24 protein-coding genes, 4 tRNA genes and 1 pseudogene are annotated in these 24,731 nt (G+C 55.0%); 10 read left to right on the forward strand and 19 right to left on the reverse strand.

Translation table 11 applies throughout. The annotated features are described in order from the left end of the window. Nucleotides 1-71: 71 nt before the first annotated feature. The gene (locus E8M78_RS07835; RefSeq protein WP_246658267.1) at nt 72-485 is read right to left on the reverse strand and encodes a response regulator; all 414 of its coding nucleotides are present in this window, start codon (nt 483-485) and stop codon (nt 72-74) included. A gap of 99 nt (nt 486-584) precedes the next feature. After that, complete coding sequence (locus E8M78_RS07840) at nt 585-839, reverse strand: hypothetical protein (protein WP_137134547.1); 255 nt, start codon at nt 837-839, stop codon at nt 585-587. 152 nt (nt 840-991) lie between these two features. On the opposite strand from E8M78_RS07840, the gene E8M78_RS07845 reads away from it, so the two are divergent. Then, nucleotides 992-1,076: transfer RNA gene (locus tag E8M78_RS07845), tRNA-Leu, on the forward strand. Between the two features lie 63 nt (nt 1,077-1,139). Next, nucleotides 1,140-1,574 carry a DUF4174 domain-containing protein gene (locus E8M78_RS07850; RefSeq protein ID WP_170973362.1) on the forward strand — a complete coding sequence of 145 codons (435 nt, stop codon included), beginning with the start codon at nt 1,140-1,142 and terminating at the stop codon, nt 1,572-1,574. A 1-nt stretch (nt 1,575) separates the two neighbouring features. Here E8M78_RS07850 and E8M78_RS07855 read toward each other — a convergent pair whose 3' ends face one another. Next, nucleotides 1,576-3,030, reverse strand: a complete 1,455-nt coding sequence (locus E8M78_RS07855) for a TrkH family potassium uptake protein (protein WP_137134548.1) — start codon at nt 3,028-3,030, stop codon at nt 1,576-1,578. Between the two features lie 101 nt (nt 3,031-3,131). On the opposite strand from E8M78_RS07855, the gene ilvA reads away from it, so the two are divergent. Next, nucleotides 3,132-4,382, forward strand: coding sequence for a threonine ammonia-lyase (gene ilvA, locus E8M78_RS07860; protein ID WP_137134549.1), 1,251 nt, complete (start codon nt 3,132-3,134; stop codon nt 4,380-4,382). Nucleotides 4,383-4,453: 71 nt separating this feature from the next. Continuing rightward, nucleotides 4,454-4,777, forward strand: coding sequence for an HlyU family transcriptional regulator (locus E8M78_RS07865; protein ID WP_137134550.1), 324 nt, complete (start codon nt 4,454-4,456; stop codon nt 4,775-4,777). Between the two features lie 79 nt (nt 4,778-4,856). On the opposite strand, the gene E8M78_RS07870 is transcribed toward E8M78_RS07865, so the two are convergent. Then, complete coding sequence (locus E8M78_RS07870) at nt 4,857-5,471, reverse strand: FMN-dependent NADH-azoreductase (protein WP_137134551.1); 615 nt, start codon at nt 5,469-5,471, stop codon at nt 4,857-4,859. Between the two features lie 123 nt (nt 5,472-5,594). Between E8M78_RS07870 and E8M78_RS07875 the strand changes: the two genes are divergently transcribed. After that, nucleotides 5,595-6,563 carry a LysR family transcriptional regulator gene (locus E8M78_RS07875; RefSeq protein ID WP_137134552.1) on the forward strand — a complete coding sequence of 323 codons (969 nt, stop codon included), beginning with the start codon at nt 5,595-5,597 and terminating at the stop codon, nt 6,561-6,563. 170 nt (nt 6,564-6,733) lie between these two features. Here the strand turns inward: E8M78_RS07875 and E8M78_RS07880 are convergent, their stop codons facing one another. The 4 genes from E8M78_RS07880 to E8M78_RS07895 form a co-directional block, all read right to left on the reverse strand. Continuing rightward, on the reverse strand, nt 6,734-8,722 hold the full coding sequence (locus tag E8M78_RS07880; protein ID WP_137134553.1) for a bifunctional 2',3'-cyclic-nucleotide 2'-phosphodiesterase/3'-nucleotidase: 1,989 nt from the start codon (nt 8,720-8,722) through the stop codon (nt 6,734-6,736). A gap of 164 nt (nt 8,723-8,886) precedes the next feature. Continuing rightward, nucleotides 8,887-9,240, reverse strand: a complete 354-nt coding sequence (locus tag E8M78_RS07885; protein WP_137134554.1) for a PilZ domain-containing protein — start codon at nt 9,238-9,240, stop codon at nt 8,887-8,889. A gap of 413 nt (nt 9,241-9,653) precedes the next feature. Then, a complete protein-coding gene (locus tag E8M78_RS07890) occupies nt 9,654-9,983 on the reverse strand; it encodes a PilZ domain-containing protein (protein WP_137134555.1) in 330 nt (109 codons plus the stop codon). A 103-nt stretch (nt 9,984-10,086) separates the two neighbouring features. After that, entirely contained in the window at nt 10,087-10,548 is a 462-nt protein-coding gene (locus tag E8M78_RS07895) for an Lrp/AsnC family transcriptional regulator (RefSeq protein ID WP_137134556.1), read from the reverse strand. 150 nt (nt 10,549-10,698) lie between these two features. On the opposite strand from E8M78_RS07895, the gene ald reads away from it, so the two are divergent. After that, complete coding sequence (gene ald / locus E8M78_RS07900) at nt 10,699-11,817, forward strand: alanine dehydrogenase (protein ID WP_137134557.1); 1,119 nt, start codon at nt 10,699-10,701, stop codon at nt 11,815-11,817. A gap of 122 nt (nt 11,818-11,939) precedes the next feature. Here ald and sseA read toward each other — a convergent pair whose 3' ends face one another. The 6 genes from sseA to E8M78_RS07930 form a co-directional block, all read right to left on the reverse strand. Then, entirely contained in the window at nt 11,940-13,361 is a 1,422-nt protein-coding gene (sseA, locus tag E8M78_RS07905; protein ID WP_137134558.1) for a 3-mercaptopyruvate sulfurtransferase, read from the reverse strand. A gap of 31 nt (nt 13,362-13,392) precedes the next feature. Beyond that, nucleotides 13,393-14,130 (reverse strand): alanyl-tRNA editing protein, encoded by a 738-nt coding sequence (locus tag E8M78_RS07910; RefSeq protein ID WP_137134559.1) that lies wholly within the window; start codon nt 14,128-14,130, stop codon nt 13,393-13,395. A 13-nt stretch (nt 14,131-14,143) separates the two neighbouring features. Further along, nucleotides 14,144-15,181 carry a cysteine synthase A gene (locus E8M78_RS07915; protein WP_137134560.1) on the reverse strand — a complete coding sequence of 346 codons (1,038 nt, stop codon included), beginning with the start codon at nt 15,179-15,181 and terminating at the stop codon, nt 14,144-14,146. A 577-nt stretch (nt 15,182-15,758) separates the two neighbouring features. Next, nucleotides 15,759-15,965 carry a hypothetical protein gene (locus E8M78_RS07920; RefSeq protein ID WP_137134561.1) on the reverse strand — a complete coding sequence of 69 codons (207 nt, stop codon included), beginning with the start codon at nt 15,963-15,965 and terminating at the stop codon, nt 15,759-15,761. A gap of 470 nt (nt 15,966-16,435) precedes the next feature. Next, a tRNA-Asn gene (locus E8M78_RS07925) sits at nt 16,436-16,510 on the reverse strand. Nucleotides 16,511-16,711: 201 nt separating this feature from the next. Continuing rightward, nucleotides 16,712-16,786, reverse strand: a tRNA-Asn gene (locus tag E8M78_RS07930). A gap of 235 nt (nt 16,787-17,021) precedes the next feature. On the opposite strand from E8M78_RS07930, the gene E8M78_RS23790 reads away from it, so the two are divergent. After that, nucleotides 17,022-17,312: a hypothetical protein gene (locus tag E8M78_RS23790; protein WP_137134562.1), complete on the forward strand. Its 291-nt coding sequence runs from the start codon at nt 17,022-17,024 to the stop codon at nt 17,310-17,312. A gap of 25 nt (nt 17,313-17,337) precedes the next feature. On the opposite strand, the gene E8M78_RS07940 is transcribed toward E8M78_RS23790, so the two are convergent. From E8M78_RS07940 to E8M78_RS07960, 5 genes and pseudogenes are all read right to left on the reverse strand, one after another. Further along, nucleotides 17,338-17,979: an exopolysaccharide biosynthesis protein gene (locus tag E8M78_RS07940; protein WP_137134563.1), complete on the reverse strand. Its 642-nt coding sequence runs from the start codon at nt 17,977-17,979 to the stop codon at nt 17,338-17,340. A 320-nt stretch (nt 17,980-18,299) separates the two neighbouring features. After that, complete coding sequence (locus E8M78_RS07945; RefSeq protein ID WP_062554658.1) at nt 18,300-18,539, reverse strand: DUF982 domain-containing protein; 240 nt, start codon at nt 18,537-18,539, stop codon at nt 18,300-18,302. A gap of 99 nt (nt 18,540-18,638) precedes the next feature. Then, nucleotides 18,639-18,712, reverse strand: a tRNA-Cys gene (locus E8M78_RS07950). Nucleotides 18,713-18,856: 144 nt separating this feature from the next. Beyond that, nucleotides 18,857-19,333 carry a BA14K family protein gene (locus E8M78_RS07955; protein WP_137134564.1) on the reverse strand — a complete coding sequence of 159 codons (477 nt, stop codon included), beginning with the start codon at nt 19,331-19,333 and terminating at the stop codon, nt 18,857-18,859. Between the two features lie 133 nt (nt 19,334-19,466). Beyond that, nucleotides 19,467-19,658: pseudogene (locus E8M78_RS07960) on the reverse strand (hypothetical protein); the annotation flags it as partial. Between the two features lie 175 nt (nt 19,659-19,833). Here E8M78_RS07960 and E8M78_RS07965 point away from each other — a divergent pair. From E8M78_RS07965 to E8M78_RS07975, 3 genes are all read left to right on the forward strand, one after another. Continuing rightward, complete coding sequence (locus tag E8M78_RS07965; protein ID WP_170973363.1) at nt 19,834-20,487, forward strand: protein-L-isoaspartate O-methyltransferase; 654 nt, start codon at nt 19,834-19,836, stop codon at nt 20,485-20,487. A gap of 272 nt (nt 20,488-20,759) precedes the next feature. Next, a complete protein-coding gene (locus tag E8M78_RS07970; protein ID WP_137134565.1) occupies nt 20,760-21,566 on the forward strand; it encodes a DUF2497 domain-containing protein in 807 nt (268 codons plus the stop codon). A gap of 109 nt (nt 21,567-21,675) precedes the next feature. Beyond that, on the forward strand, nt 21,676-24,591 hold the full coding sequence (locus E8M78_RS07975) for a valine--tRNA ligase (RefSeq protein ID WP_137134566.1): 2,916 nt from the start codon (nt 21,676-21,678) through the stop codon (nt 24,589-24,591). Nucleotides 24,592-24,731: the final 140 nt, after the last annotated feature.

The raw sequence follows: 24,731 nt of genomic DNA on the forward strand, positions 1-24,731 counted from the left end.
AGCAAAACCGCTTCTAGCGGTTCAAGCGCAGCGTTTCAAACCTCCACCTCTGGTGGAGGTCATGACTTGTTTCAGGCGGCAGGAGGAAACGGTCGAAACAACCTCAGACGTGCGGGAGGTCTTCTCTGTTTTCCGCCTTTCCAGTCAACGACGAACTGAATGACGTCGGCCGCAGCCTGCTGTGTGAGCGGTTTCGCGATGACGCCCAGAGCCCCGGCATCTCGCCCTTCGACGAGCATCGGATTTCCGGTTACGAAGATGACCGTCAGTCCGCGGCCGGTCAGCAGCCGGGCAAGCTCAGGGCCGGTCTCTCCATCTGCAAGCCGTACATCGACAAACGCTATGTCCGCTTCTCGGGAATAATTGAGCGCAACGGTCATGTCTGGAGCGATGCCAATAACCTCGTGCCCGCTGCGCGAAATGGCCTCTTCCAGATCCATCGCGATCAGAAGGCTGTCCTCAACGATCAGAAAACGATGCTTCACCACTAAAACCTCTGTGATCTCGACAAGATAGGGTTGATCCCCATATCGGCAAGAAAGTATTTTAGTTGTGACTAAATAAATTGGAGGTATGGGAATCGATCAGTCCGGAAAGATCGAGCGGTACTCTCTGCGAACGATCTTGAGGCTACGGTCCGGTTGTATCTGGTAGGTCTCTTCCACGATACGCGTGCCATCGTAGAAATCGTGGGAAAACGTGCTTCCAATTGGGGAGCGCGTTAGTTTGGTCTGCGGCTGACCGTTATACGTTATGCTTCCCGGTATAGGCTCGATCTCGGTGCTTGCGCAGCCGACAAGCAGCAGGCTTCCAAGAATGGCGGCAGAAAGTGCTTTCATGGTCGTGGGGCTCCGGTCGCTCTTTCCACGGATATGGGAAGCGAACAGGCAGTTGGGAAGCGTATGCATCAATAGAAGTTCAACGTGCCTCTTCAAATTTGTCCGCGATGGACTTGCATTTTTCGGCGAACGCCTTGATGAAGACTGTGCACGCGGACGTGGCGAAACTGGTAGACGCAAGAGACTTAAAATCTCTCGGAGCAATCTGTGCGGGTTCGATCCCCGCCGTCCGCACCAAAATTATCGATCAGATTGATCCTTTTTGCTCCTCCTCGCGTTATCGACGCGGGAGGAGCGACAATGCCTTTTATTTCAAACTGGATCATGGCGATAATGACGGTGTTGGGAACAGCGACGATGGCTCATTCTGCCTCTGACCAATTGAGCCAGTTCCGTTGGAATCACCGGATCCTGGTCATTTTCAGCGACCGATCTGACGATGCTAACTATGTGCAGCAGATGGGTGCTCTGAAAGGTGCGCAGGAAGCGATGGCGGAGCGAGACATGCTGATTATATCAGTGGTCGCAGACGCCGCAGCCATCATCGACAAACCACAGTTGAAGCTCGACGCGGACGGTCTGAGAAAGCGGTTTGGCGCAGAGGGACGAAGCTTCCGCGCCGTCCTGATCGGGAAGGATGGCGGAGCGAAGTTGTCCAGTAGTAGGCCCTTCACACCTGCGGAACTGTTTTCCACGATCGACGCAATGCCGATGCGGCAGTCCGAGATGCGGTGACCTAATTCTTCCAGAACATGGGCATGAACAGGACGAGTACCGTCAGAACTTCCAGGCGTCCCAACAGCATGAGGACTGACAGGACGTTCAAAGCTGGGTCCGAGATCGTTGAGAAGTTTCCAGCCGGGCCGATAATGTGTCCGATCCCGGGGCCAACATTCGACAGGCAGGTAATGGACGCTGAAATCGCGGTCAGCAGATCATATCCCAGAAGCGTCAGGATCAGCGAACCTGTAACCCATATCGCCATGTAGAGGCTGACGAAAAGAAAGATACCCTTTACGATATCTGGATCAACGGATTTTCGCCCATAACGAACTGGGTAAACAGCATTCGGGTAAAGCAGTTTCTTCAAGCCAGTGTTCATCACGCCGATCAGGATTAGCACTCTGTAGGCTTTTATTCCGCCTGCAGTTGAACCGGAGCAGCCGCCGAGGAATGTTGCAAAGAGCGCCAGTCCAAGAGCGAAAGGACCCCACAATGTGTAGTCCTCGCTGGCGAAGCCGGTGGTCGACAGTATTGAAGAGATGTTGAAGAAGGAATGGGTCAAAGCGACCGGTAAAGCTACGTCATTATGGACGTGATGATAGACGCCTAGCAGGCAGGAAAAGAGGCAGAGATAGCCAAGAAAAAAGCCTACCTGCGGATCGAAGAGCGTGTCTGTGCGTCGACGAACCGCAAAAAGAATCATAATGGAGAAGGGCAAGCTGCATACTGTCATGAAGACTGTGCCAACCCACATGAGAGGAAGACTCTGAAAGTGTCCAAAAGAGGCGTCGTGGGTTGAGAAGCCTCCAGTCGCAACTGTCGCCATAGCATGGTTCAAGGCGTCGAAATGTCCCATTCCGGTCATGTCGTAAGCAATGGTGCACGCTAGGGTTAGTCCTACGTAAACGGCCAAAAATGCGCGAGTGAACGTCGCCAACTTGGCAAATGGCTTGTCGCCGGTGTCGGACGATTCGAGTTTGAAAAAAGACATTCCGCCCACGCGGAGGAATGGGAGCACGAAAAGCCCAAGCGCAACAATCCCTATGCCACCCATCCAATGCAACAGGGAACGCCAGAAAAGGATGCCAGGAGCCACGTTGTCCAGACCAGCGATAACAGTCGATCCGGTGGTAGTGATCGCCGATATCGATTCAAAAAGTGATTGGGAAAAGGTCAGCCCCAAAGGTGACAGATAAAGGGGAAGTGCGCCTACGAGAGAGAAGAGTGCCCAAAGCACGTTCACGATGAAAAATGCGAGTCGCTTGCTAACGACTGGTGTGGAACCACGTGTAGCAAGCGTGCAGGCCAGAGAGAATGATCCGACCATGAAGCCACATGCTGCAAACAGCTGCCAGTCTCTGTTGCCATAATACAGGTCGATGGCAGCAGGGAGAAACATCGCGGCCGCGAGGTAAATGCCGCAGAGGCCAGCGATGTACAGGGAAGCGCGAAGTTGGGTTGCGTTCAAGCGCCGGATCCTGCTGATTTGTCGCTCAAAAGAAGCTTTTGTGTCTGGTTCGAAGCTATGGCATAGCGGGGCCTTTCAGGAATTTCAACGGATGGATTGCAATGTTGAATGCGCATGTGGATGAGGCGAGAGAAGCAATGCGGCAGATTTTTGCCGAAACGCCGCTCCAGATGAACGAGCATCTCAGCCGGCGCTACAACGCAACCATTCTTTTGAAACGGGAAGATCTGTCGCCTGTCCGCTCCTACAAGATCAGGGGCGCCTTCAACTTTTTCAGGAAAGCGATTGGCGCCGGAGGCACTGACAAGGTTTTCGTCTGCGCGTCCGCAGGCAATCACGCGCAGGGCTTTGCTTTCGTCTGCAGGCATTTCGGGGTCAAGGGCGTGGTCTTCATGCCGATAACCACTCCCCAGCAGAAGATAGATAAAACGCGAATGTTCGGCGGGGAATTCATTACGATCAGGCTGATTGGCGATATCTTCGACCAATGCTATGCGGCAGCCAAAGCTTATGTTGAGGAAATTGATGGAGCCATGGTTCCGCCCTTCGATGACGCCGACATCATTGAAGGACAGGCAAGTGTTGCAGCAGAAATTGCGCAGCAGATGCCCGAAGGAATGACGCCTGACCTGATTGTGATGCCGGTCGGCGGCGGCGGACTATCGTCCGGCATAACCCAATACTTCGCAGGAGAACTGGCCGATGATGCCTTCATCATGGTTGAACCCGCAGGTGCGCCAAGCCTCAAGCAAAGCCTTGCGGCCGGGGAGGCGATCACTCTTTCGAAGGTCGATAACTTTGTGGATGGTGCAGCTGTCGCCCGCATCGGAGACCTGAACTTCGAAGCTCTCAGGAAGTTTCCGGCAGAGCAGGTCATGGTCGTTCCTGAAAACGCGATCTGCGTGACCATGATCGATATGCTGAACATAGAGGGCGTTGTTCTGGAACCGGCGGGCGCTCTTTCCCTGGCCGCCTTGTCGGCCATGGATTCGAAGCAGCTCGAAGGAAAAACCGTTGTCGCAATCGTCTCCGGTGGCAACTTCGACTTCGAACGGCTCCCGGATGTGAAAGAGCGTGCAATGCGTTACGCTGGACTGAAGAAATACTTCATTCTCCGGCTTCCTCAGCGTCCGGGCGCACTCCGAGATTTCCTCAATTTGTTGGGACCCGACGATGACATTGCGCGTTTCGAATACCTGAAGAAATCTGCGCGCAACTTTGGTTCTATCCTGATCGGCATCGAGACGACTGCATCTGAAAACTTCGTTGGCTTGATCGAGCGATTTGACAGTGCCGGGCTTGGCTTCGAAGACATCACGGAGAATGAAATTCTCGCAAACCTCATTATATGATGACATGGGCGCCACGCAAACGGTGCCAACACCGAAACGACACAAAGACCTGAGCAACGAAGGAAATACGAATGGCCTCAATCTTCTCAAAAATCGCGAGCATTTTTTCTGGCGGAGGTGAGGGGAGCAGGTCGGCATCCGTTGCAGCCGATCCGCAGGAGCATGCTGGTTGCACCATCTATGCGGAGCCGATCCGTGAGGGGTCGCAACTGCGCCTTGCCGGAAGGATTGAGAAGCAGGTTGAAGGCAGAACACTGGTCAGAACCTTCGTGCGCGCGGACATGTTCACATCGCAGGAAGACGCTCTGGAATGTACTTTCCGGAAAGCACGCCAGATCATTGATCAGAACGGACCGTCTCTATTTGCTGACGGCGCCGAGTCGCGCACCACTTGAGTCAGCATCACAGGTTTTTGAATGCAGAAAAGGCCCGGACTGGCGGGCCCTTTCACTTTTAGCCATTGCTGACTGCGCATCACGCTGCGACGGCCAGTTCCTTGGTGCGGGTTTCAGCAGCAGCCAGAGCCTTGGCCACAGCGTCGGGACCGAATGCGAGACCCTCGACATTCAGCACTTCCACATCCGTGATGCCAAGGAAGCCGAGAACCGTTTTGAGATATGGTACGGCGTGGTTGAGCGGTGCTGCCGGACCTTCGGAATACACGCCCGCCGAAGCCAGAACGATGTATGCCTTCTTGCCGGTCAGGTGACCCTTCGGGCCTTCAGCGGAGTAGCTGAAGGTGACACCTGCGCGGGCAACATTATCGATCCAGCTCTTGAGCCCGGAATAGATGTTGAAATTGATCAGCCCGGTGCCGATGACGATCTTGTCGGCGGCTTGAAGCTCGGCAACCAGTTCGTCGGAAATCTTGATGGCAGCAGCTTCCTCAGCGTTGCGGTCGGCTGGCGCCTTTCGGATGGCGTTTGTTGTCACAGTGTCGAGGTGCGCAATCGGCGAGGCCGCAAGGTCACGGGTCACGATCTGCGCGCCGGAATTTGCCGCTAGGGCCGAGGCGAGGTCCGTCGCCACTTTGGTCGAGACGGATTCTGTGCCGCGTGGGCTTGAGGTAATGAGAAGTACGTTTGACATCGATAAAATCCTGTTGGGATAGGCCAGCTTTGGTCCAGCTTTCAAGGCAACATACGGATGGACGCCCATCGAAAAAATGGCGATAATATCGAAGTCTTCTATCGATGAGATGGATGGGAAAAGATGGACGCAAATCCGACACTGGACCAGTTGCAGGTTTTTCTGACAGTCGCGCAGACCGGCAGCTTCTCTGCCGCATCCAAGCAACTGAACCGGGCCCAATCCGTCGTTAGCTACACGATCGCCAATCTTGAAAGCCAACTTGAGGTAAGCCTGTTCGAGCGAAACGGCTCACGTCAGACCCGGTTGACGAAGGCTGGAGAAGCGTTGCTGACCGATGCTCGCAGGATCGTGTCGGATCTGAATGTGATGCGCTCTCGTGCCAAGACCCTGAAGGAGGGGCTCGAAGCCGAGGTTTCGCTTGCGATCAGCAACATGGTGCCCATCGAAGCCGTCGTGGACGCCCTCGCCGAATTTGGACGGCGCTTTCCGTCCGTATCGATGAAGCTTACATCCGGAGAGCTCGGGATGGTCATGGATCTTGTCTCGACAAGCCGCGCGAGCCTCGGCGTTGGCGGAGCCTTGCTGAAGCAGGATGACAGCCTTGCAGTAGAAAAGATCGGTCATTCATTCATGGTTCCGGTCGCCTCATCGCAGCACAAGTTGGCGCAACTCGGGCGGAGGCTCGACCGGCGCGATGTGCGTGAAGAAACCCAGCTCGTCGTGACCGATGCATCCGGCATCACACAGGGGCGCGACTTCAATGTACTCTCCTACAAGACCTGGAGAGTGGGGGATATCGCAACGAAGCACCAGCTCATTCGGGGAGGGCTTGGCTGGGGAGGGCTTCCTGCTTCCCTCATCCGCGAGGATCTGGCGACAGGTCGGCTGGTTTCTCTGCAAATTGACGCTTACGAGACGACAGAATACCCGCTCTATGCAGTTCACCGCCTGGCAGATCCGCCTGGACCGGCTGGCGCCTGGCTCAAGACAGCTTTGGCGGAACGTCTGGGACAATGCCCCAATCGTAAAAGTCTCGACGATCTCCTGCCGGGACCGCAACCTGAGAAAATCTCCGTTGCGGCGGAATGACGGCTGATCTCGAAGAAAGGCTTGGCAAGATCTTCGAATGCTGAGGACAACAAACTGATCTGCACCCTCTGATTCCTGTGGTTCTTGGGTGCGCTGGCAGACGGATCCGCAATAAAAAAAGAGCCGCCAAACGCTGTCGGCGGCTTCAGGGCAGCAACCTGCTTTTGAGGTCAGAGGATCAGTCTGAATTTGGCAAAACCTTCAGCGCCGTCGCCTGCGTCTTCTATCTTGGCTCCTTTGACGGCGGCAGAATACTGCCGTCCCTTGGGGCCGCTTTCGAAAACCGCACTCGTGCCCGGCAATGCCTTGAAGGTCCAGTTCGCATCCGCTGACGGATTGATCGATCCCTGTTCAATGATGTAGCGAACAATGACATCGCGGTTGGTGTCGGGTGCAACAAGAATGACCTTGTCGGCTGCGATGTCCGGGAACTTTCCGCCGCCGCCCGCTCGGTAATTGTTGGTGGCGACCACGAATTTCTGCTTGGGGTCGATCGGTTTGCCATCGAACTTCAGATCCACGATTCGATGCGCATCTGGATTGACGAGTTTTCCGTCACTGTCATAGCGCTGGGGCTGCGACAGGTCGATTTGGTAGGTTACTCCATCAATGATGTCATAGTTGTAGCTAGGGAACTTGGGATTTAGCAAAGGTGCATCTTTGCTGCCGACCGGAATCTGGTTGAACATTCCGGCGCTCATTTCGAGCCAGTTCTTGACCTGCTCTCCCGTTATCAGGACCGCCTGAACAGTGTTTGGATAGAGATAGAGGTCGGCAATATTCTTGATTGCAATATCGCCAGCCGGAACGTCAGTGAAATATTCCGGACCGCCGCGTCCACCAGCCTTGAACGGCGCAGCCGCGGAGAGCACCGGATAATCCTTGTACTGGCCATCTTTCAGAAGGTTTTTCACATACCAGGTCTGCGCAATCGATACGATCTGGACAGAAGGGTCGTCCGCAACGAGGGCGAAATAGGAATAGAGTGGCGCTGAAGTTTTTCCAACCGGCCGGCGAACATAAGCAAGTGTGGCCTCATGTTCCGACTTCACGGCGGCGACGATCTCTGGCTTATCCGTCGCGTCTGCGATTACCTTGCGGTTCTCGTCGCGATGATAGATTGGCCGGGCTTCGGTGGTGAAATCGACCACCTTCCACTTGTTACCGTCTTTCTCAAGCAGAAGGTCGATCAGGCCCATGTGAGACCCCCAGAAACCTGCCATGACGGCAGGCTTGCCCTGCAACGTTCCCTTCTTGATATCAGCACCCGGAACGCCTTCGAAATCCTTGGGGCCTGGGAAGACGAGGTGCTGGTGGCCTGTGAAGATCGCGTCAATGCCCTCAACGCCTGCAAGGTAGAGCGATGCGTTTTCCATACGTTCGGACTGTCCGGTGCCGTCGATGCCGGAGTGCGAAAGAGCGATGATCACGTCCGCTCCTGCTTCTTTCATGACGGGCACCCAAGCCTTGGCCGCCTGCACGATGTCACGTGTCTGTGCCTTGCCTTCCAGGTTCTTCGCGTCCCAGACCATGATCTGCGGGGGCACGAAACCGATGAAGCCAACCTTTATCGGGCTCGAATTGCCTGAGCCATCCTTGATCTGTTTCTCAATGATGACATAGGGCTTGAAGAACAGATCGTCCTTTTTCGGGTCGGAGGCAATTTGACCCTTGGTGAGATTGGCGCATACGATTGGGAACTTGGCGCCATTCAAGGTGTTGAAAAGGAATTCAAGCCCGTAATTGAATTCATGATTGCCGAGTGTGCCGCAATCATAACCCAGGGCGTTCATCGCCTTCATGACCGGGTGAAGATCACCCGCTTTCATCCCCTTTTCATAGGCCATGTAGTCGCCCATCGGGTTGCCTTGCAGCAAATCGCCGTTGTCGATCAGCATTGAGTTGGATGCTTCGGCACGAACCTTGTCGATGAAGGTTGCCGTGCGGGTCAGACCTAGCGTGTCGTTTGGCTTATCGGCATAATAATCGTAGGGCATGATATTCACGTGAATATCAGTGGTCTCCATGATGCGTAGATGTGCCTGATTTGCCTGTGCGCGCGCTGCGAAGGGATGCAGCATCACGAGTGCAGAACCAGCGGCGATGCCGCCCAGAAGCGATCGGCGCGTCACATTGGTTTGGGTGAACAGGAATGACATGGAGCTCTCCCTCAGTCGTTTGGCGGTGCGAGTGTAGGGTCAATGTCATGGCAACGCATCAGGAAAATGACGGATGTTTTTGCAATCCTTATCTTTCGAATATTCATAAGTCTTGAGATCGCAATCTGCCCGAGTTGAGGCAATTGGCAACGCGACCACGCTACTTACACTCGCCTTCGACCCAGTTGTCCCGCTGCATCCGGCACGGCTGGCTTATGGAAATGCCGGAAATACGAAGCCACCTGGGCTGCAGTGTTCGACGTTTCGGCAAGATGAACCCCCATGCGACCAGAGCGATACCAACGCACCGTACCCTCGACCATGCCCAACTCGCTGGTCCGAAGGCGGACTGTCGAGCCTGGTGTAGCGGAAACCCAGCTCTTGAGTGTCAGACAGAGGCCGGTGCGCGAAATATCGGCGACACGTACCTCGACGACTTCATCGATGAAGTAAAGAAAGCCATTGAACTGGCATTTGAGGCGCTCATTCTTGCGATTATCATAATTTTTCTTTTCCATATCTTTTGATTTTCTTTTGAAAACGAAAGGTCTATGAAAGTAAGAACCTGCAATTTTTATTAAAAATTTCTGAATATCGTGCGGTATATCAGCGTATAAAGGGGAAATAGACTGATTTTAAACTTTCGATTTCGATGGATTTGCGAAATATAATATCGGTAGTTGTTGTCTTTGAGTGCTTTATTGGTTAGTAAAATTTGGAACTGTAGCCAATTGCTCGCCCCGTCACCAGTCAGCGATCCTGGATTCGACGTCGGCCGTGGCGTGGTGCAATGTCCGATCGGAAGCATGGTCCCAAGAGTTCGTACACTGGGACAAAGTCGGAACCGGAGATCAAGCGAAGTCTGGAGCGCGCAGCAAGATCCGGAGCGTCAGCCACCCTGGCGGGATTCTATGTCTCGTATGTTTTGAAGTCAGCGCTTGGGTCGGGCCGGTGTATGATAGAAGCGGAAGTAGGATGCCACTTTTGCCCAGGCATTGGATGACCGGTCGAACTGTACGCCGATGCGTACACCCTCTGACCACGTCACACTGCCTTCCAGCATTCCAAGCGCATCACAGGTAACGCGTATGCGAGACCCAGCGGAAGCGAAAAGAGGTCTCTCCAGCTGGATTGCGAGGCCGGATGCCGAGAGGTTGATGACCTGACCCGAACGATCGTGTTCGCCATAGCGTATCGTGGCGATGATGCGGGTACGATGACGCGCAGTGTGCCGTGCCTTGATAGCCTGATGAAGCAACATGAAACTGTCTCGTGGCGGGTCGATATGGACACAATGTCAGACCAAGTCTTACCTCTTTGTTAGCGAGATCGCCGACCAATCAGGTATTTCTCGTCGAGTTGCCTTAGAGGCCGACATTGGGTCGGTCGATCACTTCGCGAAGGGCGAAACTCGAATTGATCTTTACCACATGCGGTAGCGCCGAAAGCCAATCGCGATGGATGCGTTCGTAATCTTCCAGATCCTTTGCCGCAACCCGCAGGATATAGTCGTAATCTCCAGACATCAGGTAACAGACGAGGACATTCGGACAAAGTTTCACTGCTGTTTCGAATTCGTTCAGGGTTTTGGCGCCTTGGCCAGACAGAGAGATGTGCACGATTGCCATCATCTTGTAATCCAACGCCTTGTTGGAGAGACGAGCATGGTAGCCGCTGATGACGCCGTTCTTTTCCAGCAGATCCAGACGCCTGGAACAGGCCGACGCCGACAGCCCAACCTTCTGCGACAACTCTGCATTCGACATGCGACCGTTGGCCTGAAGAGCCTTGACGATGGCAAGATCTATTGCGTCCAACGCGTTCATGTGAAGAATCCACGAAAAATGTGCTTAAACACGCACGAAGCTACGATAACGGTAGGACTCCGATCTCATCTTCGCAAGGACATTGCGTGGTTTCTTTGTTGAAATTCCACAATCGCAGTCGGGAGCTGTGATGAATGGGAGCGAGATCAGATGCGTATCGGTTGTCCGAAGGAAATCAAGAATCATGAGTACCGGGTCGGCCTGACGCCCGGTGCGGTCCGTGAATACATCGCCCATGGCCACGAGGTTATTATCGAGACCCAGGCAGGATCCGGAATTGGTGCGGATGATGGCCACTACATCGCTGCTGGTGCGCGGATCGCTGCAACCGCGCAAGAGGTGTTCGAAAGAGCGGATATGGTGGTGAAGGTCAAGGAGCCGCAGCCCACCGAATGGGCTCAACTGCGCGAGGGACAGATTCTTTATACCTATCTTCATCTTGCGCCGGATCCGGAGCAGACGAAGGGACTCCTGAACTCGGGTGTGACGGCCGTCGCTTATGAAACGGTGACAGATGATCGTGGCGGACTGCCGCTTCTCGCCCCGATGTCTGAGGTGGCAGGCCGACTTGCAATTCAGGCCGGTGCCACTGCGCTACAGAAAGCCAACGGTGGACGGGGCGTTCTGCTGGGCGGAGTTCCGGGTGTTTTACCGGGCAAGGTTGCGGTCATTGGCGGCGGTGTTGTTGGTCTGCATGCGGCGAGGATGGCTGTTGGCCTTGGAGCCGATGTAACAATCCTCGACCGCTCGCTGGCTCGTTTGCGTCAGCTTGACGATCTTTTCTCTGGACGCGTTCATACCCGTTACTCCACGATCGATGCTCTGGAGGAAGAGGTTTTCGCTGCGGATCTCGTGATTGGTGCTGTCCTTATTCCGGGTGCAGCGGCACCCAAACTTGTGACCCGTGAAATGCTGACGGGCATGAAGAAGGGTGCGGTTATCGTGGATGTGGCTATCGATCAGGGTGGCTGCTTCGAAACCTCCCATGCGACGACCCATTCTGATCCTACCTACGAGGTTGACGGAATAGTCCATTATTGTGTCGCCAACATGCCGGGCGCTGTTCCGGTAACCTCCGCGCACGCGCTCAACAATGCCACTCTCCACTATGGTCTGGCACTGGCGGATCGTGGCTTGAGAGCAATTGCAGAAGATCGGCACCTGCGTAATGGACTGAATGTTCATCGAGGACGCGTGACGAACAAACCGGTGGCCGACGCACTTGGTTATGACGTGGCCTCGGCTGAGACCCTCCTCAACGTAGCATAAAACAAAATCAGCTACGTTTCAGCCGCCATGGTCAGGGGGAAAGCCATGGCGGCTGTTGATTTCATACCGTCTCAAACCATCAAGCCTCCGACCTCACACCAATTGGATCGGACGAGATGTGCTCAATCGCGTTTGCCGAATGCAAGCAATTCCGCATCCGACAGCGGTTCAACCCAGGCATCACTTGTGGCAACAGGCGTAAAACCCATCATCTGATAAAGAGGCAATGCGCGCGGGTGATCGAGCGTATTGGTGGTCACAGTCACCTTCCGCGGGCTGGTTTGCCATGCGGAATAGAGCGCCTGAAGCAGAAACCATTTGCCGATCCCTAGGCCTAACGCATGTTCGAACAGACCGAAGTAGGACAATTCGACCACATCGCCGTCTATTTGGTTCAACTCGTACATGCCTGCCGGTGCGCCGTTGACGTAAAGAACCGTAACTGAAACCTTCGGGTCACGCAGGATTGTTGAAAGGTCGTCGTCGCTCATGCGCAACCGCTTGTACCAGTGCCAGCGCTTGCCGATCTGCCGATAAAGGTAGCGATAGTAGTGAAGCGGAATATCCTGGGTACGAATGAGGGCTGTTTGCAGGTTGACCGGCATCGGCAGGCTCTGGCGAGGAGGCGCCGTCATCTCCAACCGTGTCACGTGGGCCCGAATCGGCCCATGGTCAGGCTTCTCCAGCGGCTCGGCGGGACCTGTGACCACCGGCGTGTCATCGCGTCCGCCCCATTCGGACCAAGAGCCATCATAAAGCGAATTGTTGGTATGACCGAGCGATTCGAGCGCAAGCGTCACCACAGCAGCGGTCACGCCCGACCCGCAACTTGTGACAGCCGGCTTGGCGAGATCAACGCCTGCTTCCTCCATCATAGCACGGAGCGTGTCGAGATCCTTCAGATGGCCTCTATCAGAGAGGCTCGCGGCAGGAAGACTGCGCGCTCCCGGCATATGGCCGGATCGCATCCCCGGCCTTGGTTCTGCTTCCTCACCAGTGAAACGTCCTGCGCCGCGAGCATCAATGATTTGGGCAGATCCCTTGTCGACAACAGATCGCATTTCGTCGAATGTCGTGACACGGCGTCCACGGAAGCGAGGTGTGAACGTCACTGGAGCCGGCTCCGGCGTTCCGCTCTCCAAAGGTCGCCCGTCAGCCTTCCAGCCGTCCAACCCGCCATCGAGAACATAGACTTTTTCCACCCCCATAGCGCGCAGCATCCACCACACGCGCGGTGCCGAGAAAAAGCCCGGACCATCATAGACAACGATGACATCTGTGTCGCTAATGCCAAGGTTTCCGACTTCCTTTGCAAAAAACTCAGGTGAGGGAAGGGAGTGCGGCAAGCCGGTCGAGTGATCCGCAATGGCGTCTTGATCAAAGAAAACACTGCCGGGGATATGACCCTGGACGAATTCTTCGGCGCCATTGCGCTTGTGCATCGGCAGATACCAGGACGCGTCAATGGTCTTGAAGCCGGAAGATCCCAGCTGTTTCTCAACCCAATCGCCCGAAACCACGAAACGGCTTTTCTCGACACCCATGCTCAGTCTCCTCATTTATGCAAGGAGATGCTTATGCGCTCTGTTCCGGAACTCCGAAACGAATGCGAAAGCGTCTGTTCTCCTTACCCTTCTTCTCGATCTTGGCGATGTGAATCGCTCCGACCTCCTGGGTCTCAGAGACATGTGTGCCGCCGCAGGGTTGGCTGTCAACGCTCGAGTCTTCACCGATACAAATCAGGCTTACCCGTCCCAGTCCGACCGGTGGCCGAACGTTCTTGGACTTCACGATACCGGGATTGGCCAGGAGCTCGTCGTCCGTAATCCACCGCGTGAATACCGGGTGATTCTCTGTCACCAGGGTCACCAGTCTGGCTGTAATTTCGTCCTTGTCGATTGTATCACTCATGTCGAAATCGACACGGGATTCCTCTTCGCCAACCGCTGCCCCTGTGATCGGGTACTCGCACACCACGGAAAGGAGATGGCAGGCCGTGTGCATGCGCATGAGCTTGTAGCGGCGCGCCCAATCAACATGCAGAACGAGGGTTTCTCCAACCTCCGGGCGCGGCTGTTCCTCCAGTGGAACATGCAGGATGATTTCTTTGCTTTCACCATGCCGTGTCTGACCGAGTTGGATTCGCGATCCATCCGTTCGTTCCAGGAAACCCGTGTCCCCCGGCTGGCCGCCGGAGGTTGCATAAAAGCAAGTCTGGTCCAGTTCGATCGTGCCATCCGGATGAACGGCTGTCACCGTTCCCTCTGCCGTGGCCAGATAGAAATCGTCACGGAAGAGGGCTTTCGTTGTCATGCTGCAGTCTCACTCATGCCTGTTCGAAGGGGACAGTTATCTCGCGTTTTTGTATCAGCCACTGTGGTATCGGCAAGCCTTTCGACCGGAGAAAGTCCGGATTGAACAGCTTCGATTGGTAGCGATTTCCGTAATCGCAGAGGATGGTCACAATGGTGTGGCCCGGGCCAAGCTCTTTCGCCAGGCGCACCGCTCCGGCGATATTGATGCCCGAGGAACCGCCGAGGCAAAGGCCTTCCTGCTCCACGAGGTCGAACACATAGGGCAGGGCTTCAGCATCACTGATTTGGTAGGAGAAGTCGGGCCGGAATCCTTCGAGATTGGCGGTGATGCGACCTTGGCCAATGCCTTCCGTGATGGAAGAACCTTCGGACTTCAGTTCGCCCTCTGTGTAGAACTTGTAGAGAGCCGCACCATCCGGATCAGCGAGACCGATCTTGATGGAAGCATTCTTCTCCTTCAGGCCGATGCCGGTTCCTGCAAGCGTACCGCCCGAACCCACGGCGCAGATGAAACCGTCGACTTTTCCATCCGTCTGCTGCCAGATCTCCTGCGCAGTCGTGGCAATGTGCGCTTCGCGGTTTGCGACATTGTCGAACTGATTTGCCCAGATTGCGCCATTGGGCTCGGTTTTGGCCAGTTCAGCGGCCAAACGCCCGGATACCTTTACGTAATTGTTCGGATTCTTGTAAGGAACAGCAGGCACTTCGACGAGTTCCGCCCCGAGAAGTTTCAAAGCCTCTTTCTTTTCCTGGCTTTGAGTCTCGGGAATGACGATGACTGTCCGATATCCAAGAGCCTTCGCAACGACCGTCAAACCGATACCGGTATTGCCAGCAGTTCCTTCAACGATGACGCCGCCTGGACGAAGCAAGCCCTTTTTCTCCGCATCGCGAATGATAAAAAGAGCCGCTCTGTCCTTTACCGACTGCCCAGGATTGAGAAACTCGGCCTTCCCCAGGATCTCGCAACCGGTCGCGTCTGAAACGCCCTTGAGACGGATCAAAGGCGTGTTGCCGATTACACTGAGCACGGAAGGGTGGACGGTCATTACGGATCTCCAAAATGGGCTGGAATAGGGTGCTTTTTTCCACTGCCACCAAAATTCAGCAAGCAATACATTCCCGCAATTTGCATGTTTAGTGAAATTTCACACCTAAGATTCGTTGTGTGCATTTTGTCACAAAGAAAAAGGGGCGGCCAAGGCCACCCCTTTGTCATACCTCTGAAATTTCGTCAGCACTGAGTACGGTTCACCGGGCTAGTGCTCGAACCTTCGGTTGGCGTGGCTGAAGGTGCTGCGCAGGGGCTGTCTTGAACTGTCAGTTCGCCGGCGGGCTTGTTGCCGCTATCGCGATTGGTGGATGTAGGTCATGCCTGGGTCTACCACGGTGCCTGTGGCGCTGTTGGAGCCGGAAGTTCCGGCGCGGGTGTTATTGCCTGTGTTCATCATGGTCTGGTCACGGGGAGTGACCGCCGTTTGCGCGATCGCGCCAGTAGCAAGACCAAGGGGAAATAACGGATACGCTAAGCAGTTTCGAAAGCATGTGCTTCCTCCTCGTTTTTTTTCAGGCTTTTCCGACACCCGAAAAAAGAACATCCGACCAGCAAACCCGTTCCCCAAAAAATTAACTGGGTTTTTGCGAATGCGATGATGCCTGCTCGGTCAAATCCAGTCTCAACTGCACGCCACGCGGAGTGTAGAGCGGCTTCTGGCTGGCAAGCTGGATGCGCTGAAACGTCTTGCGTCTCTCGTCTGCATCTCGCTGGCGAAGCGCTCTGGCGGTCGCAACGGCAGCCAACGCATTTTTGACGGCCTGTTCTGCACTGTTCATGCTCGTCTCCATCAATGTTCTTCTTTTGTTCTAATTCAAGCAAACATTGCTGTCAACGAATCTTCCCAAGTCAGGAGGTGGGGGAACGTTGGCCCAGTTAGGATGTTTGAAGATCATTATGATCGAAAGGAGTACCTGACATGGCCTATAGCCCGAATGATCAAGGACCAGAACTGCCACAGACAAGCAGTCGAAACCGACGAGCAGGCTTGTGGCTTTCGCTGGTTGCTCTGCTTCTGATAGCGGGCATCATTTGGTCCCAGTCGAGCGGCAGCCCAGGCACCGATCCGTCAACAACAGCCTCTACGACGCAGGCGACAATTCCGGCGCCCCAAACCCAAAATTCTGGCAATGCAGGCCAGACGCCGACGCAGACCGCGCCGAACAAATAATGAAATCGATTTCGCTCGAAAAGCAAAATGCCCGCCTTTGAGGGGCGGGCATTTTTCATTCAGCTTTAGCTGAGAAACTGGCTCCCCGGGCCGGATTCGAACCGGCGACCTATCGATTAACAGTCGAGTGCTCTACCGCTGAGCTACCAGGGAATACCGCGTGTCGCGGTGTGAGCGGCGTCATAACGAAGGTTGACGGTTTTGCCAAGTACGATTTCACGTGGCCGTCATAAATATTGTCGCGTCACAGGCAATTCGTTCTGTTGAAGAATGAAATCGACACTGAAAAGCTTTAAAAATGAAAATACCCACCATCACTGGCGGGCATTTTGCATTCAGCCTTAGCTGAGAAACTGGCTCCCCGGGCCGGATTCGAACCGGCGACCTATCGATTAACAGTCGAGTGCTCTACCGCTGAGCTACCAGGGAACACCGCTCGTCGCGGCGTGAGCGGGGTATTACCGATGACTGCACGATTTGCCAAGCGCTTTTTTTGAAAAAAATGGATGTGGCTTGTCTTATCCACACCGAGTCACCATCTGCGACCGGCAATGATAACCCAAAACGGACATGGAATTCGGAGCTTTCTTCAGTCGAATACGTTCAATGGCAGCAAACCATGATGATGCACAATTAGGCCCAGAACGAAGAGAATGCGATCCGAATGCCAACTGGTGAAGATTTGAAACAAGAAAACGCGGAAAGCAGATTCGGAATAGACACGAGGACCGGCCGGCTTCATCTCGGTCGCTTCCACATGCCGATGCCACGGTCGCGTGCAGGCCGTGTGTCAATTGGCGCCAGTCTTGTGGCGGGAGGCTGCCTTGGATTTCTACCAATCCTCGGGTTCTGGATGGTGCCCCTTGGTCTCGTGGTCCTGTCGCACGACTTGGCATTCGTGCGTCGCAGGAGACGAAAGTTTGCGGTCTGGTGGAGTCGGCGACGCCGAACCTAACGTTAGCCGGCCAAGAGCTGGTTGATTAACCGAGCATGGAGGCAAGGCCATTTCCGGCGCGAAGCGCAAAGAACCCCAAAGCACCGAAATAGAGCGTCGTGAATGCAAGGAAGATGTAGCCCCCAAGGACGACCGCGCCATCGCGCTGGATCATGCCAAGCGCCGTCAGCAGGATCGCAATGCCGGGCAGTGTGTTCGAAAAGGGAATGAGACCCAATGGGAACATTAGCAGTAGACCCCCGGCGGCAATTGCCAGCGCGTTGATGCGGTTTGCGAATGTGGATCCCGTGAACGAGGCAAAGCGAGGCTTGATGTAGGTGTCCAGTCTGGAAACAATTCTAACGCCTTTCCTCAGTGTCGGTACCAGTCGCGCTGTTTCCAGTTCCTTGTCTAGGATTCGCGCTGGAAGCCAAGGCAGGCGATTTAGAAAGACAGCAATGCCGATGAGTATGATTGCGGCTCCAAACACAGTGCTGACCCCCGGAATGGAAACCGGGATTAGAAAGGGGAGAGAGGCGAGGGCACAGATGAGCAAAAGCCCTTGCTCGCCAACCGCATGCATCAGTTGACGAAGAGTGACGGTGTCTCCCTCAATGCCGTTTATGAGGGTCTCCAGTGTCATCGTCATAGGCTGGTTCGTATCGTTGAAGGCAGAATCAGTACGCAAAGTTCGCTCCGGCAGGTCCTGATGCAAAACCTGTCATAACAAACTTATCGTCCGTCCCGAAGTGAGCGCATACACGCCTTTCTTCACGCTTCAGTGTGTATGACGCCACCAGTCAACGGCACCGCATATCAGCACCATTCCCAAGGCCGCCAGAACATAAGGGTTTATAGCTGTTACGAATGTCAGGTAATGCATGACGATTTCCTCCAACGCATGCAGTCGTCCCGCCTTTGCTCCTCCAAAAGCTGAACGCAGATATGCTATCAGAGTTGCATGCATTGTGCACGGGAAACCGTCCCGAGATCATCTGCGAGTCGAATTCAGGATTTGATGTCGATACCAGCCTCGATCGCAGCTGCAATGAAGGCGAGACGCGCGGCCTCAGCCGTCTTTTTGCCCTTCATCGCCGCTTCGAAAACTATCAGCGCCTTGTCCAGAGCCTCACCGTCTTCGAGCGGCCAATCCTCGATCAGCGCCCAGGAGGCTTCTTGCAAAGTGGTGATTGTGCGATACTGCCCAGGCCCATCAAGCGCAAGGGTAACGCCTTTGTTCCATTCCATCGTTTCGTCGCCTTCGGGAATTTCGTCTCGATATGAGTATTCACCACGAGGTGCCTGCGCAACCGCGGTCGTCAACTGTTAATACTCTGAAGTTTGGAATGGAGGCCTCGCCCGGAATTGAACCGGGGTACAAGGATTTGCAGTCCTCTGCGTCACCACTCCGCCACGAGGCCATTCCGATGTGTTTTCTGAAGTGGTGACGGGCGTTTAGAATGAATTGAGAAAGAGCGCAAGAGGGATAGACCTCTGCATCGGCTTTTTTCACACATCATACGATAAGCCGGCGCCCCGTGATGAACGAGACGCCCGCCGATCAATCACCGGCATTGGCGGCGGGGACCATTGAGCGGCTGATAGGTATTGTCGGATGCACGGTAAGAGCGGTACTTGGACGCGCAGTATTCAACGTGCGAACCTCCATACGACCGTGCGGCGAGCTGCGAGGCGATAAGGCCCCCGATCAGTGCGCCAGCAGCCAGTCCACCAATGACCGCACCTGCGTTACCGTGTCTACGATCTCGGTAGTAGCCGTCGCGATAGTGACGGCGATTGTCCCAATCCCGGTAATGGCGACGCCCTTCCCAGCGATCGCCACCACGGTAGTAGTGGCCATTACCCCAGCGAGGATTGATTTGCGGGCAGTTGGTTCCATTGTTGCATCCGACGTTGACGATGCTTTCCGCGTTTTCCGTCTGGATCGCAGGTAAGGAAACCGCACCTGTCGGTCCGGCGAAAGCAGGAACTCCACTGAAGGCAGTCGTAAGAGAGATTGCAATGACCATCAGTTTTTTCATCTTAATCACCTCAAAATTCTGATTCTGCAAAGTAACGCTTCCCGTGTATTTCGGTTCCGTTTTGTGCTTCTAAAAAAGAAGACCCGCATGTTCTGCGGATCGAGGAAAGGGAAGAGTGTTTTTTACTTTGTGAAGCGGCTCCTGCCGGATCACCGATCGGTAATAACGCTGGATTGAGCGGCGGATCATTCGGGTTTTTTGTATCGGCCGGATCCTGCGCGGGGGTAAGAGGTGGTTTTTCCTGAACACGATCAGGCACGCCCGGCGCCGGGGTAGGGCCTCTCGGAGAATCGACGGGATTATCTGTCGGCAATGTCGTGGGCATCCTTGCCTCCTATGTCTTTGTCGGTTGAGAAAATAACCCGTCGATAAAGGCTTTGTTCCCCCGAATTCGGCGCGGAAGTCGGTGGAATTGCGAGAGAGGGGCGCCAACGGTCTTGAAAGCTGTGCTGCTCGCCAGTAATACGGGGCCAGATATACGCTTTCACGAGGCGAGCCCGATGATTGATTTTGAAGCAGCGCGGACCAAGATGGTGGAAAACCAGATACGGACCACCGACGTGACGTCGCACTCCGTGTTGCGCGCATTTTACAATGTTCCGCGCGAAGCTTTCGTACCGGAAAAGTCGAGGGCTCTGGCCTATATCGATAACGATATTCAGATCGGCAATGGTCGCTACCTGATGGAGGCCTCTCCACTCGCCAAGCTCTTGCAGCTTGCAAAGGTCACCAAGGACGATGTCGTTCTGGAAATCGGCTGCGGAACAGGCTACGCGACCGCAATCCTCTCGCATATTGCCGGCACGGTCGTTGCGATCGAGAGCGATACGGAACTGAGCGCTGCCGCCACTACAAACATCGCTACCTTGGGTTGTGACAATGCGGCGGTGGTTACGGGCGAGCTCGAAAAGGGTTATGCGGCAGAATCGCCTTATGATCTGATTTTCATCAACGGTTCCGTTGAAGAAGTTCCTGAAACTTTGTTCTCCCAATTGCGGGATGGTGGCCGCCTTGTTGCAGTTCTCGGATATGGGAACGCCTCAACCGCCAGAGTTTTCATCAAGGAGCATGGCGTCATCTCCGAAGCTTCGCACTTCAACACGTCGGTAAAGCCGTTGCCGGGCTTCCGAAAGTCCAAGGAATTTGTTTTCTGATCAAACTGGGCGGCCTTCGGGTCGCCCTTGTCGTATAGTAGTACCCTTACGGCGTGTGGCGGCTAAGCAGCAGATCATCTGTCTGCTGATGTTGAGATTTTTAGCTTCCTCTGAGCTGAAGCTCCTGTGTTTCCTTGAGAAACCTGTGCATCCGGTTGATCAATCTATCTCCGGTAATTGTGACACAGCATCCCCTCGCGTAGAATCAATTATGATTCGTTGCCTGCGAGCATAAGTGTGATGCGGGCTCGACTTTCAGATCGGGGATAAAAATGGCTCAGCCAAACGTCGCGCGTGAACCCTCCATGGAAGAGATTCTGGCATCCATCCGCCGGATCATCGAAAGCAATGATCCGATCAGCGAAAGCCAGTCGGCCAGGGGCGCGCAAGATTCTTCTTATTTAGATGATGATGAAGAGTTCGATGTCGAGTCGGACTATGACGATGGCTACATGTCCCAGGTCCCTGCGAATGACCCAGGCATGTCCTATGCGGAACCTGTTCACGCTGAGCATTCGAGAGCGGTCATGGAAATGAGAGAAGTTGCGGCAGAGCCGCTGCATGTTAGCGAAAAGTCACTATCTCTGGCAGATGTTGCAGCCAGGGTTCGTGCCGGGGCTGCGCGACCTGCCGACGCTGGAGTGGCAGTTCATTCAGCGGCCCCTCAACCGGAAATGCACCGTCCAGCTCCCCAGGCCGTGCAGCACCCCCCCTATGTGAATGCAGAGCGAGTGCGCCCCGTTCAGGTCCAGCCGATCGAGCATCCTTCTGCTCAGCGGGACCAGATCTACCGCGACGCTGCGAATGCTCAAGCGCACGAAAGTCGCGAACAGACGTTGCCGGCCCGCATTGAACAGGCCACCTCGCTGTTATCTGAAGAGGCAGGTGCGCAGATTGCGCGGTCTTTCAACGATCTTGCTCAGGTCGTGAATGGTATCGAGCGCGAGACCGTTGAAGATATGGCAAAAGAGATGCTGCGTCCCATGCTGCGTGAGTGGTTGGACGATAATTTGCCGACACTGGTCGAGCGGCTTGTGCGCGAGGAAATCGAGCGCGTAGCGCGCGGCCCGCGGCGGTGAACGGATCCTGTCACCCTCGATAGCCGCCGTTGAGGCGGCTTTTTTATTGACTCGCATCTGGCAGTCCTATTTACAGCCAGCAACGAGAACTCCAGGTTTTGGTCCCAAAATGCTCGAAAAAACTTATGATTCCGCCTCTGTAGAACCGAAGATCGCAGCCGCATGGGATGATGCCGATGCGTTTCGCGCCGGTGCGAACGCAAAGCCGAACGCGGAAACCTTCACGATCGTCATTCCTCCGCCAAACGTGACGGGTTCCTTGCATATGGGCCATGCCCTGAACAACACGCTGCAGGATATCATGGTCCGTTTCGAGCGGATGCGCGGCAAGGACGTGCTTTGGCAGCCGGGAATGGACCATGCGGGGATCGCGACCCAGATGGTTGTGGAGCGTAAGCTTGCGGAAGCACAGCAACCCGGTCGTCGGGCTCTCGGCCGCGAAGCCTTCATCGACAAGGTCTGGGAATGGAAGGCTGAATCGGGCGGATTGATCTTCAACCAGTTGAAGCGGCTTGGCGCGTCCTGCGATTGGTCACGCGAGCGATTCACCATGGACGAAGGCCTGTCGAAAGCTGTGCTTGAGGTCTTCGTAACCCTCTACAAGCAGGGCCTCATCTATCGCGGCAAGCGCTTGGTCAACTGGGACCCGCAATTCGAAACCGCGATATCGGACATCGAAGTCGAGAACCGCGAAGTCGATGGCCACATGTGGCATTTCAAATATCCACTGGCCGGTGGGGAAACCTACACCTATGTGGAAAAGGATGCCGATGGCAATGTAACCTTCCAGGAAGAGCGCAATTATATTGCCATCGCGACAACGCGTCCTGAAACCATGCTCGGTGATGGTGCGGTAGCTGTTAATCCATCGGATGAACGTTATGCACCAATTATTGGAAAACTCTGCGAAATTCCTGTTGGTCCAAAAGAGCATCGCCGTTTGATACCGATCATCGCTGATGAGTATCCGGATCCGACGTTCGGTTCTGGCGCGGTCAAGATCACCGGTGCGCATGACTTTAACGACTATCAGGTGGCGCGCCGGAACAACATTCCGCTTTACCGCCTGATGGATACCCAGGCGCAGATGCGACAGGATGGCGAGCCCTATGCCCGTTGTGCAGAGCAGGCACTTGCCATCACGAAGTCCGGCAGGCTTCCCAGCGAGGCGGAGGTTGACGACATCAATCTGGTTCCGGAAGAATATCGCGGATTGGATCGCTATGAGGCGCGCAAGCGGATCGTTGCTGCCATCAACGCGGACGGTCTTGCCGTGACGACCAAGGACGCAGAGGGCAATGATGTGCCCTACGTTGAAAACAAGAAGATCATGCAGCCATTCGGCGACCGCTCGAACGTCGTCATCGAACCCATGCTGACGGATCAGTGGTTCGTGGATGCCAAGACTCTTGCCGAGCCCGCCATCGCATCGGTTCGCGAAGGACGCACGAACTTTGTTCCGAAGAACTGGGACAAGACCTATTACGAGTGGATGGAGAACATTCAACCCTGGTGCATTTCGCGCCAGCTCTGGTGGGGCCATCAGATTCCGGCCTGGTATGGACCGGATGGTCAGGTCTTCGTCGAGAAGACGGAAGAGGAAGCGCTGGACGCAGCAGTCCAGCACTATCTGGCGCACGAAGGACCGTGGAAGGCCTGGGTTCAGGAAAAGCTCGAAAATTTCGATCCCGGCGCAATCCTCACTCGTGACGAAGATGTTCTCGATACGTGGTTCTCGTCGGCGCTATGGCCGTTCTCGACGCTCGGCTGGCCGGACCAAACTCCTGAGCTTGCGCGCTATTATCCCACCAGCGTGCTCGTCACCGGCTTTGACATCATCTTCTTCTGGGTCGCCCGCATGATGATGATGGGCCTGCACTTCATGAAGGATGAGGACGGCAATCCTGTCGAACCTTTCCACACCGTCTATGTGCACGCACTTGTGCGCGACAAGAACGGGCAGAAGATGTCGAAGTCCAAGGGAAACGTCATCGATCCGCTTGAGCTGATAGACGAATACGGGGCCGATGCACTGCGATTCACGCTGGCGATCATGGCGGCGCAGGGGCGTGACGTGAAGTTGGACCCGGCTCGCATAGCAGGATATCGTAACTTCGGCACCAAGCTGTGGAACGCGACCCGTTTCGCGGAAATGAATGGCGTCAAGCGCGATCCGAAGTTCGTTCCCGACGCTGCAACGCTGACGGTCAATCGCTGGATCCTGACGGAACTTTCCTCCACAATCGCTGAGGTAACGACTGCAGTCGAAACGCAGCGTTTCAACGATGCTGCAGGCAGCCTCTACCGCTTCGTCTGGAATCAGGTATGCGACTGGTATCTCGAACTGCTGAAGCCGATTTTCTCTGGAACGGATGAGACAGCCAAGCTCGAGGCCCAGGCTTGCGTGGCCTATGTGCTGGAAGAAACCTACAAGCTTCTGCATCCGTTCATGCCATTTATGACGGAAGAGCTTTGGGCTCACACAAGCGAGCGTGACGGTCTGCTGTGTCACGCTGATTGGCCTGCTCCGAACTTCGCTGACGACGCGGCAGCTTCGGAAATCAACTGGCTGGTCGATCTTGTCACGGGTATCCGCTCGGCTCGTTCTGAGATGAACGTGCCACCATCGGCCAAGGCTCCCCTGATCGTGGTTGGTGCCTCTGCCTTGACCCAGGGTCGTTTGCAGAGGCATCAGGCTGCAGTTGAGCGCCTGGCGCGTGTCGAAACGATTGAGCTTTCCGATACCGCGCCGCGCGGCGCAGCCCAGGTCGTGATCGCAGAGGCAACTGCGTGTCTTCCGCTTGGAAGTCTGATTGATCTTGGTGCCGAGAAGACACGAATCGAGAAGGCGCTTGGAAAGGTGCAGGCCGATATTGATCGTGCCGAAAAGAAGCTCGCCAACGAGAAGTTTGTCGCTAATGCCGATCCGGAAGTTGTGGCAGCCGAGCGCGAACGCTTGAGCGAGATGCAATTGCAGCAGACGAGCCTGAAGACGGCACTTCAGCGGATTGCCGAAGCAGGCTGATTCTTTCCGTTATCGTTAAACCAAGGCCTCGGCGTTCCGCGCCGGGGCCTTTTGTTTTCATTTTGACGAATTCGCCTGGAATTGGTGTTAACTTTGCGCCGTTTGCGCGAATTCACGCAATGTTGCTTGCGGGCCACATT

The sequence above is a fragment of the Rhizobium sp. FKY42 genome (assembly GCF_005222835.1).
Classification (GTDB): domain Bacteria; phylum Pseudomonadota; class Alphaproteobacteria; order Rhizobiales; family Rhizobiaceae; genus Neorhizobium.

What these genes read in the sequence shown, in the direction of transcription:
- E8M78_RS07840 (WP_137134547.1), bottom strand. Translation starts at nt 839, where the DNA reads ATGAAAGCACTTTCTGCCGCCATTCTTGGAAGCCTGCTGCTTGTCGGC.
- E8M78_RS07850 (WP_170973362.1), top strand. Translation starts at nt 1,140, where the DNA reads ATGCCTTTTATTTCAAACTGGATCATGGCGATAATGACGGTGTTGGGA.
- ilvA (WP_137134549.1), top strand. Translation starts at nt 3,132, where the DNA reads ATGTTGAATGCGCATGTGGATGAGGCGAGAGAAGCAATGCGGCAGATT.
- E8M78_RS07865 (WP_137134550.1), top strand. Translation starts at nt 4,454, where the DNA reads ATGGCCTCAATCTTCTCAAAAATCGCGAGCATTTTTTCTGGCGGAGGT.
- E8M78_RS07870 (WP_137134551.1), bottom strand. Translation starts at nt 5,471, where the DNA reads ATGTCAAACGTACTTCTCATTACCTCAAGCCCACGCGGCACAGAATCC.
- E8M78_RS07875 (WP_137134552.1), top strand. Translation starts at nt 5,595, where the DNA reads ATGGACGCAAATCCGACACTGGACCAGTTGCAGGTTTTTCTGACAGTC.
- E8M78_RS07880 (WP_137134553.1), bottom strand. Translation starts at nt 8,722, where the DNA reads ATGTCATTCCTGTTCACCCAAACCAATGTGACGCGCCGATCGCTTCTG.
- E8M78_RS07885 (WP_137134554.1), bottom strand. Translation starts at nt 9,240, where the DNA reads ATGGAAAAGAAAAATTATGATAATCGCAAGAATGAGCGCCTCAAATGC.
- E8M78_RS07890 (WP_137134555.1), bottom strand. Translation starts at nt 9,983, where the DNA reads ATGTTGCTTCATCAGGCTATCAAGGCACGGCACACTGCGCGTCATCGT.
- E8M78_RS07895 (WP_137134556.1), bottom strand. Translation starts at nt 10,548, where the DNA reads ATGAACGCGTTGGACGCAATAGATCTTGCCATCGTCAAGGCTCTTCAG.
- ald (WP_137134557.1), top strand. Translation starts at nt 10,699, where the DNA reads ATGCGTATCGGTTGTCCGAAGGAAATCAAGAATCATGAGTACCGGGTC.
- sseA (WP_137134558.1), bottom strand. Translation starts at nt 13,361, where the DNA reads ATGGGTGTCGAGAAAAGCCGTTTCGTGGTTTCGGGCGATTGGGTTGAG.
- E8M78_RS07910 (WP_137134559.1), bottom strand. Translation starts at nt 14,130, where the DNA reads ATGACAACGAAAGCCCTCTTCCGTGACGATTTCTATCTGGCCACGGCA.
- E8M78_RS07915 (WP_137134560.1), bottom strand. Translation starts at nt 15,181, where the DNA reads ATGACCGTCCACCCTTCCGTGCTCAGTGTAATCGGCAACACGCCTTTG.
- E8M78_RS07920 (WP_137134561.1), bottom strand. Translation starts at nt 15,965, where the DNA reads ATGAACAGTGCAGAACAGGCCGTCAAAAATGCGTTGGCTGCCGTTGCG.
- E8M78_RS23790 (WP_137134562.1), top strand. Translation starts at nt 17,022, where the DNA reads ATGCCAACTGGTGAAGATTTGAAACAAGAAAACGCGGAAAGCAGATTC.
- E8M78_RS07945 (WP_062554658.1), bottom strand. Translation starts at nt 18,539, where the DNA reads ATGGAATGGAACAAAGGCGTTACCCTTGCGCTTGATGGGCCTGGGCAG.
- E8M78_RS07955 (WP_137134564.1), bottom strand. Translation starts at nt 19,333, where the DNA reads ATGAAAAAACTGATGGTCATTGCAATCTCTCTTACGACTGCCTTCAGT.
- E8M78_RS07965 (WP_170973363.1), top strand. Translation starts at nt 19,834, where the DNA reads ATGATTGATTTTGAAGCAGCGCGGACCAAGATGGTGGAAAACCAGATA.
- E8M78_RS07970 (WP_137134565.1), top strand. Translation starts at nt 20,760, where the DNA reads ATGGCTCAGCCAAACGTCGCGCGTGAACCCTCCATGGAAGAGATTCTG.
- E8M78_RS07975 (WP_137134566.1), top strand. Translation starts at nt 21,676, where the DNA reads ATGCTCGAAAAAACTTATGATTCCGCCTCTGTAGAACCGAAGATCGCA.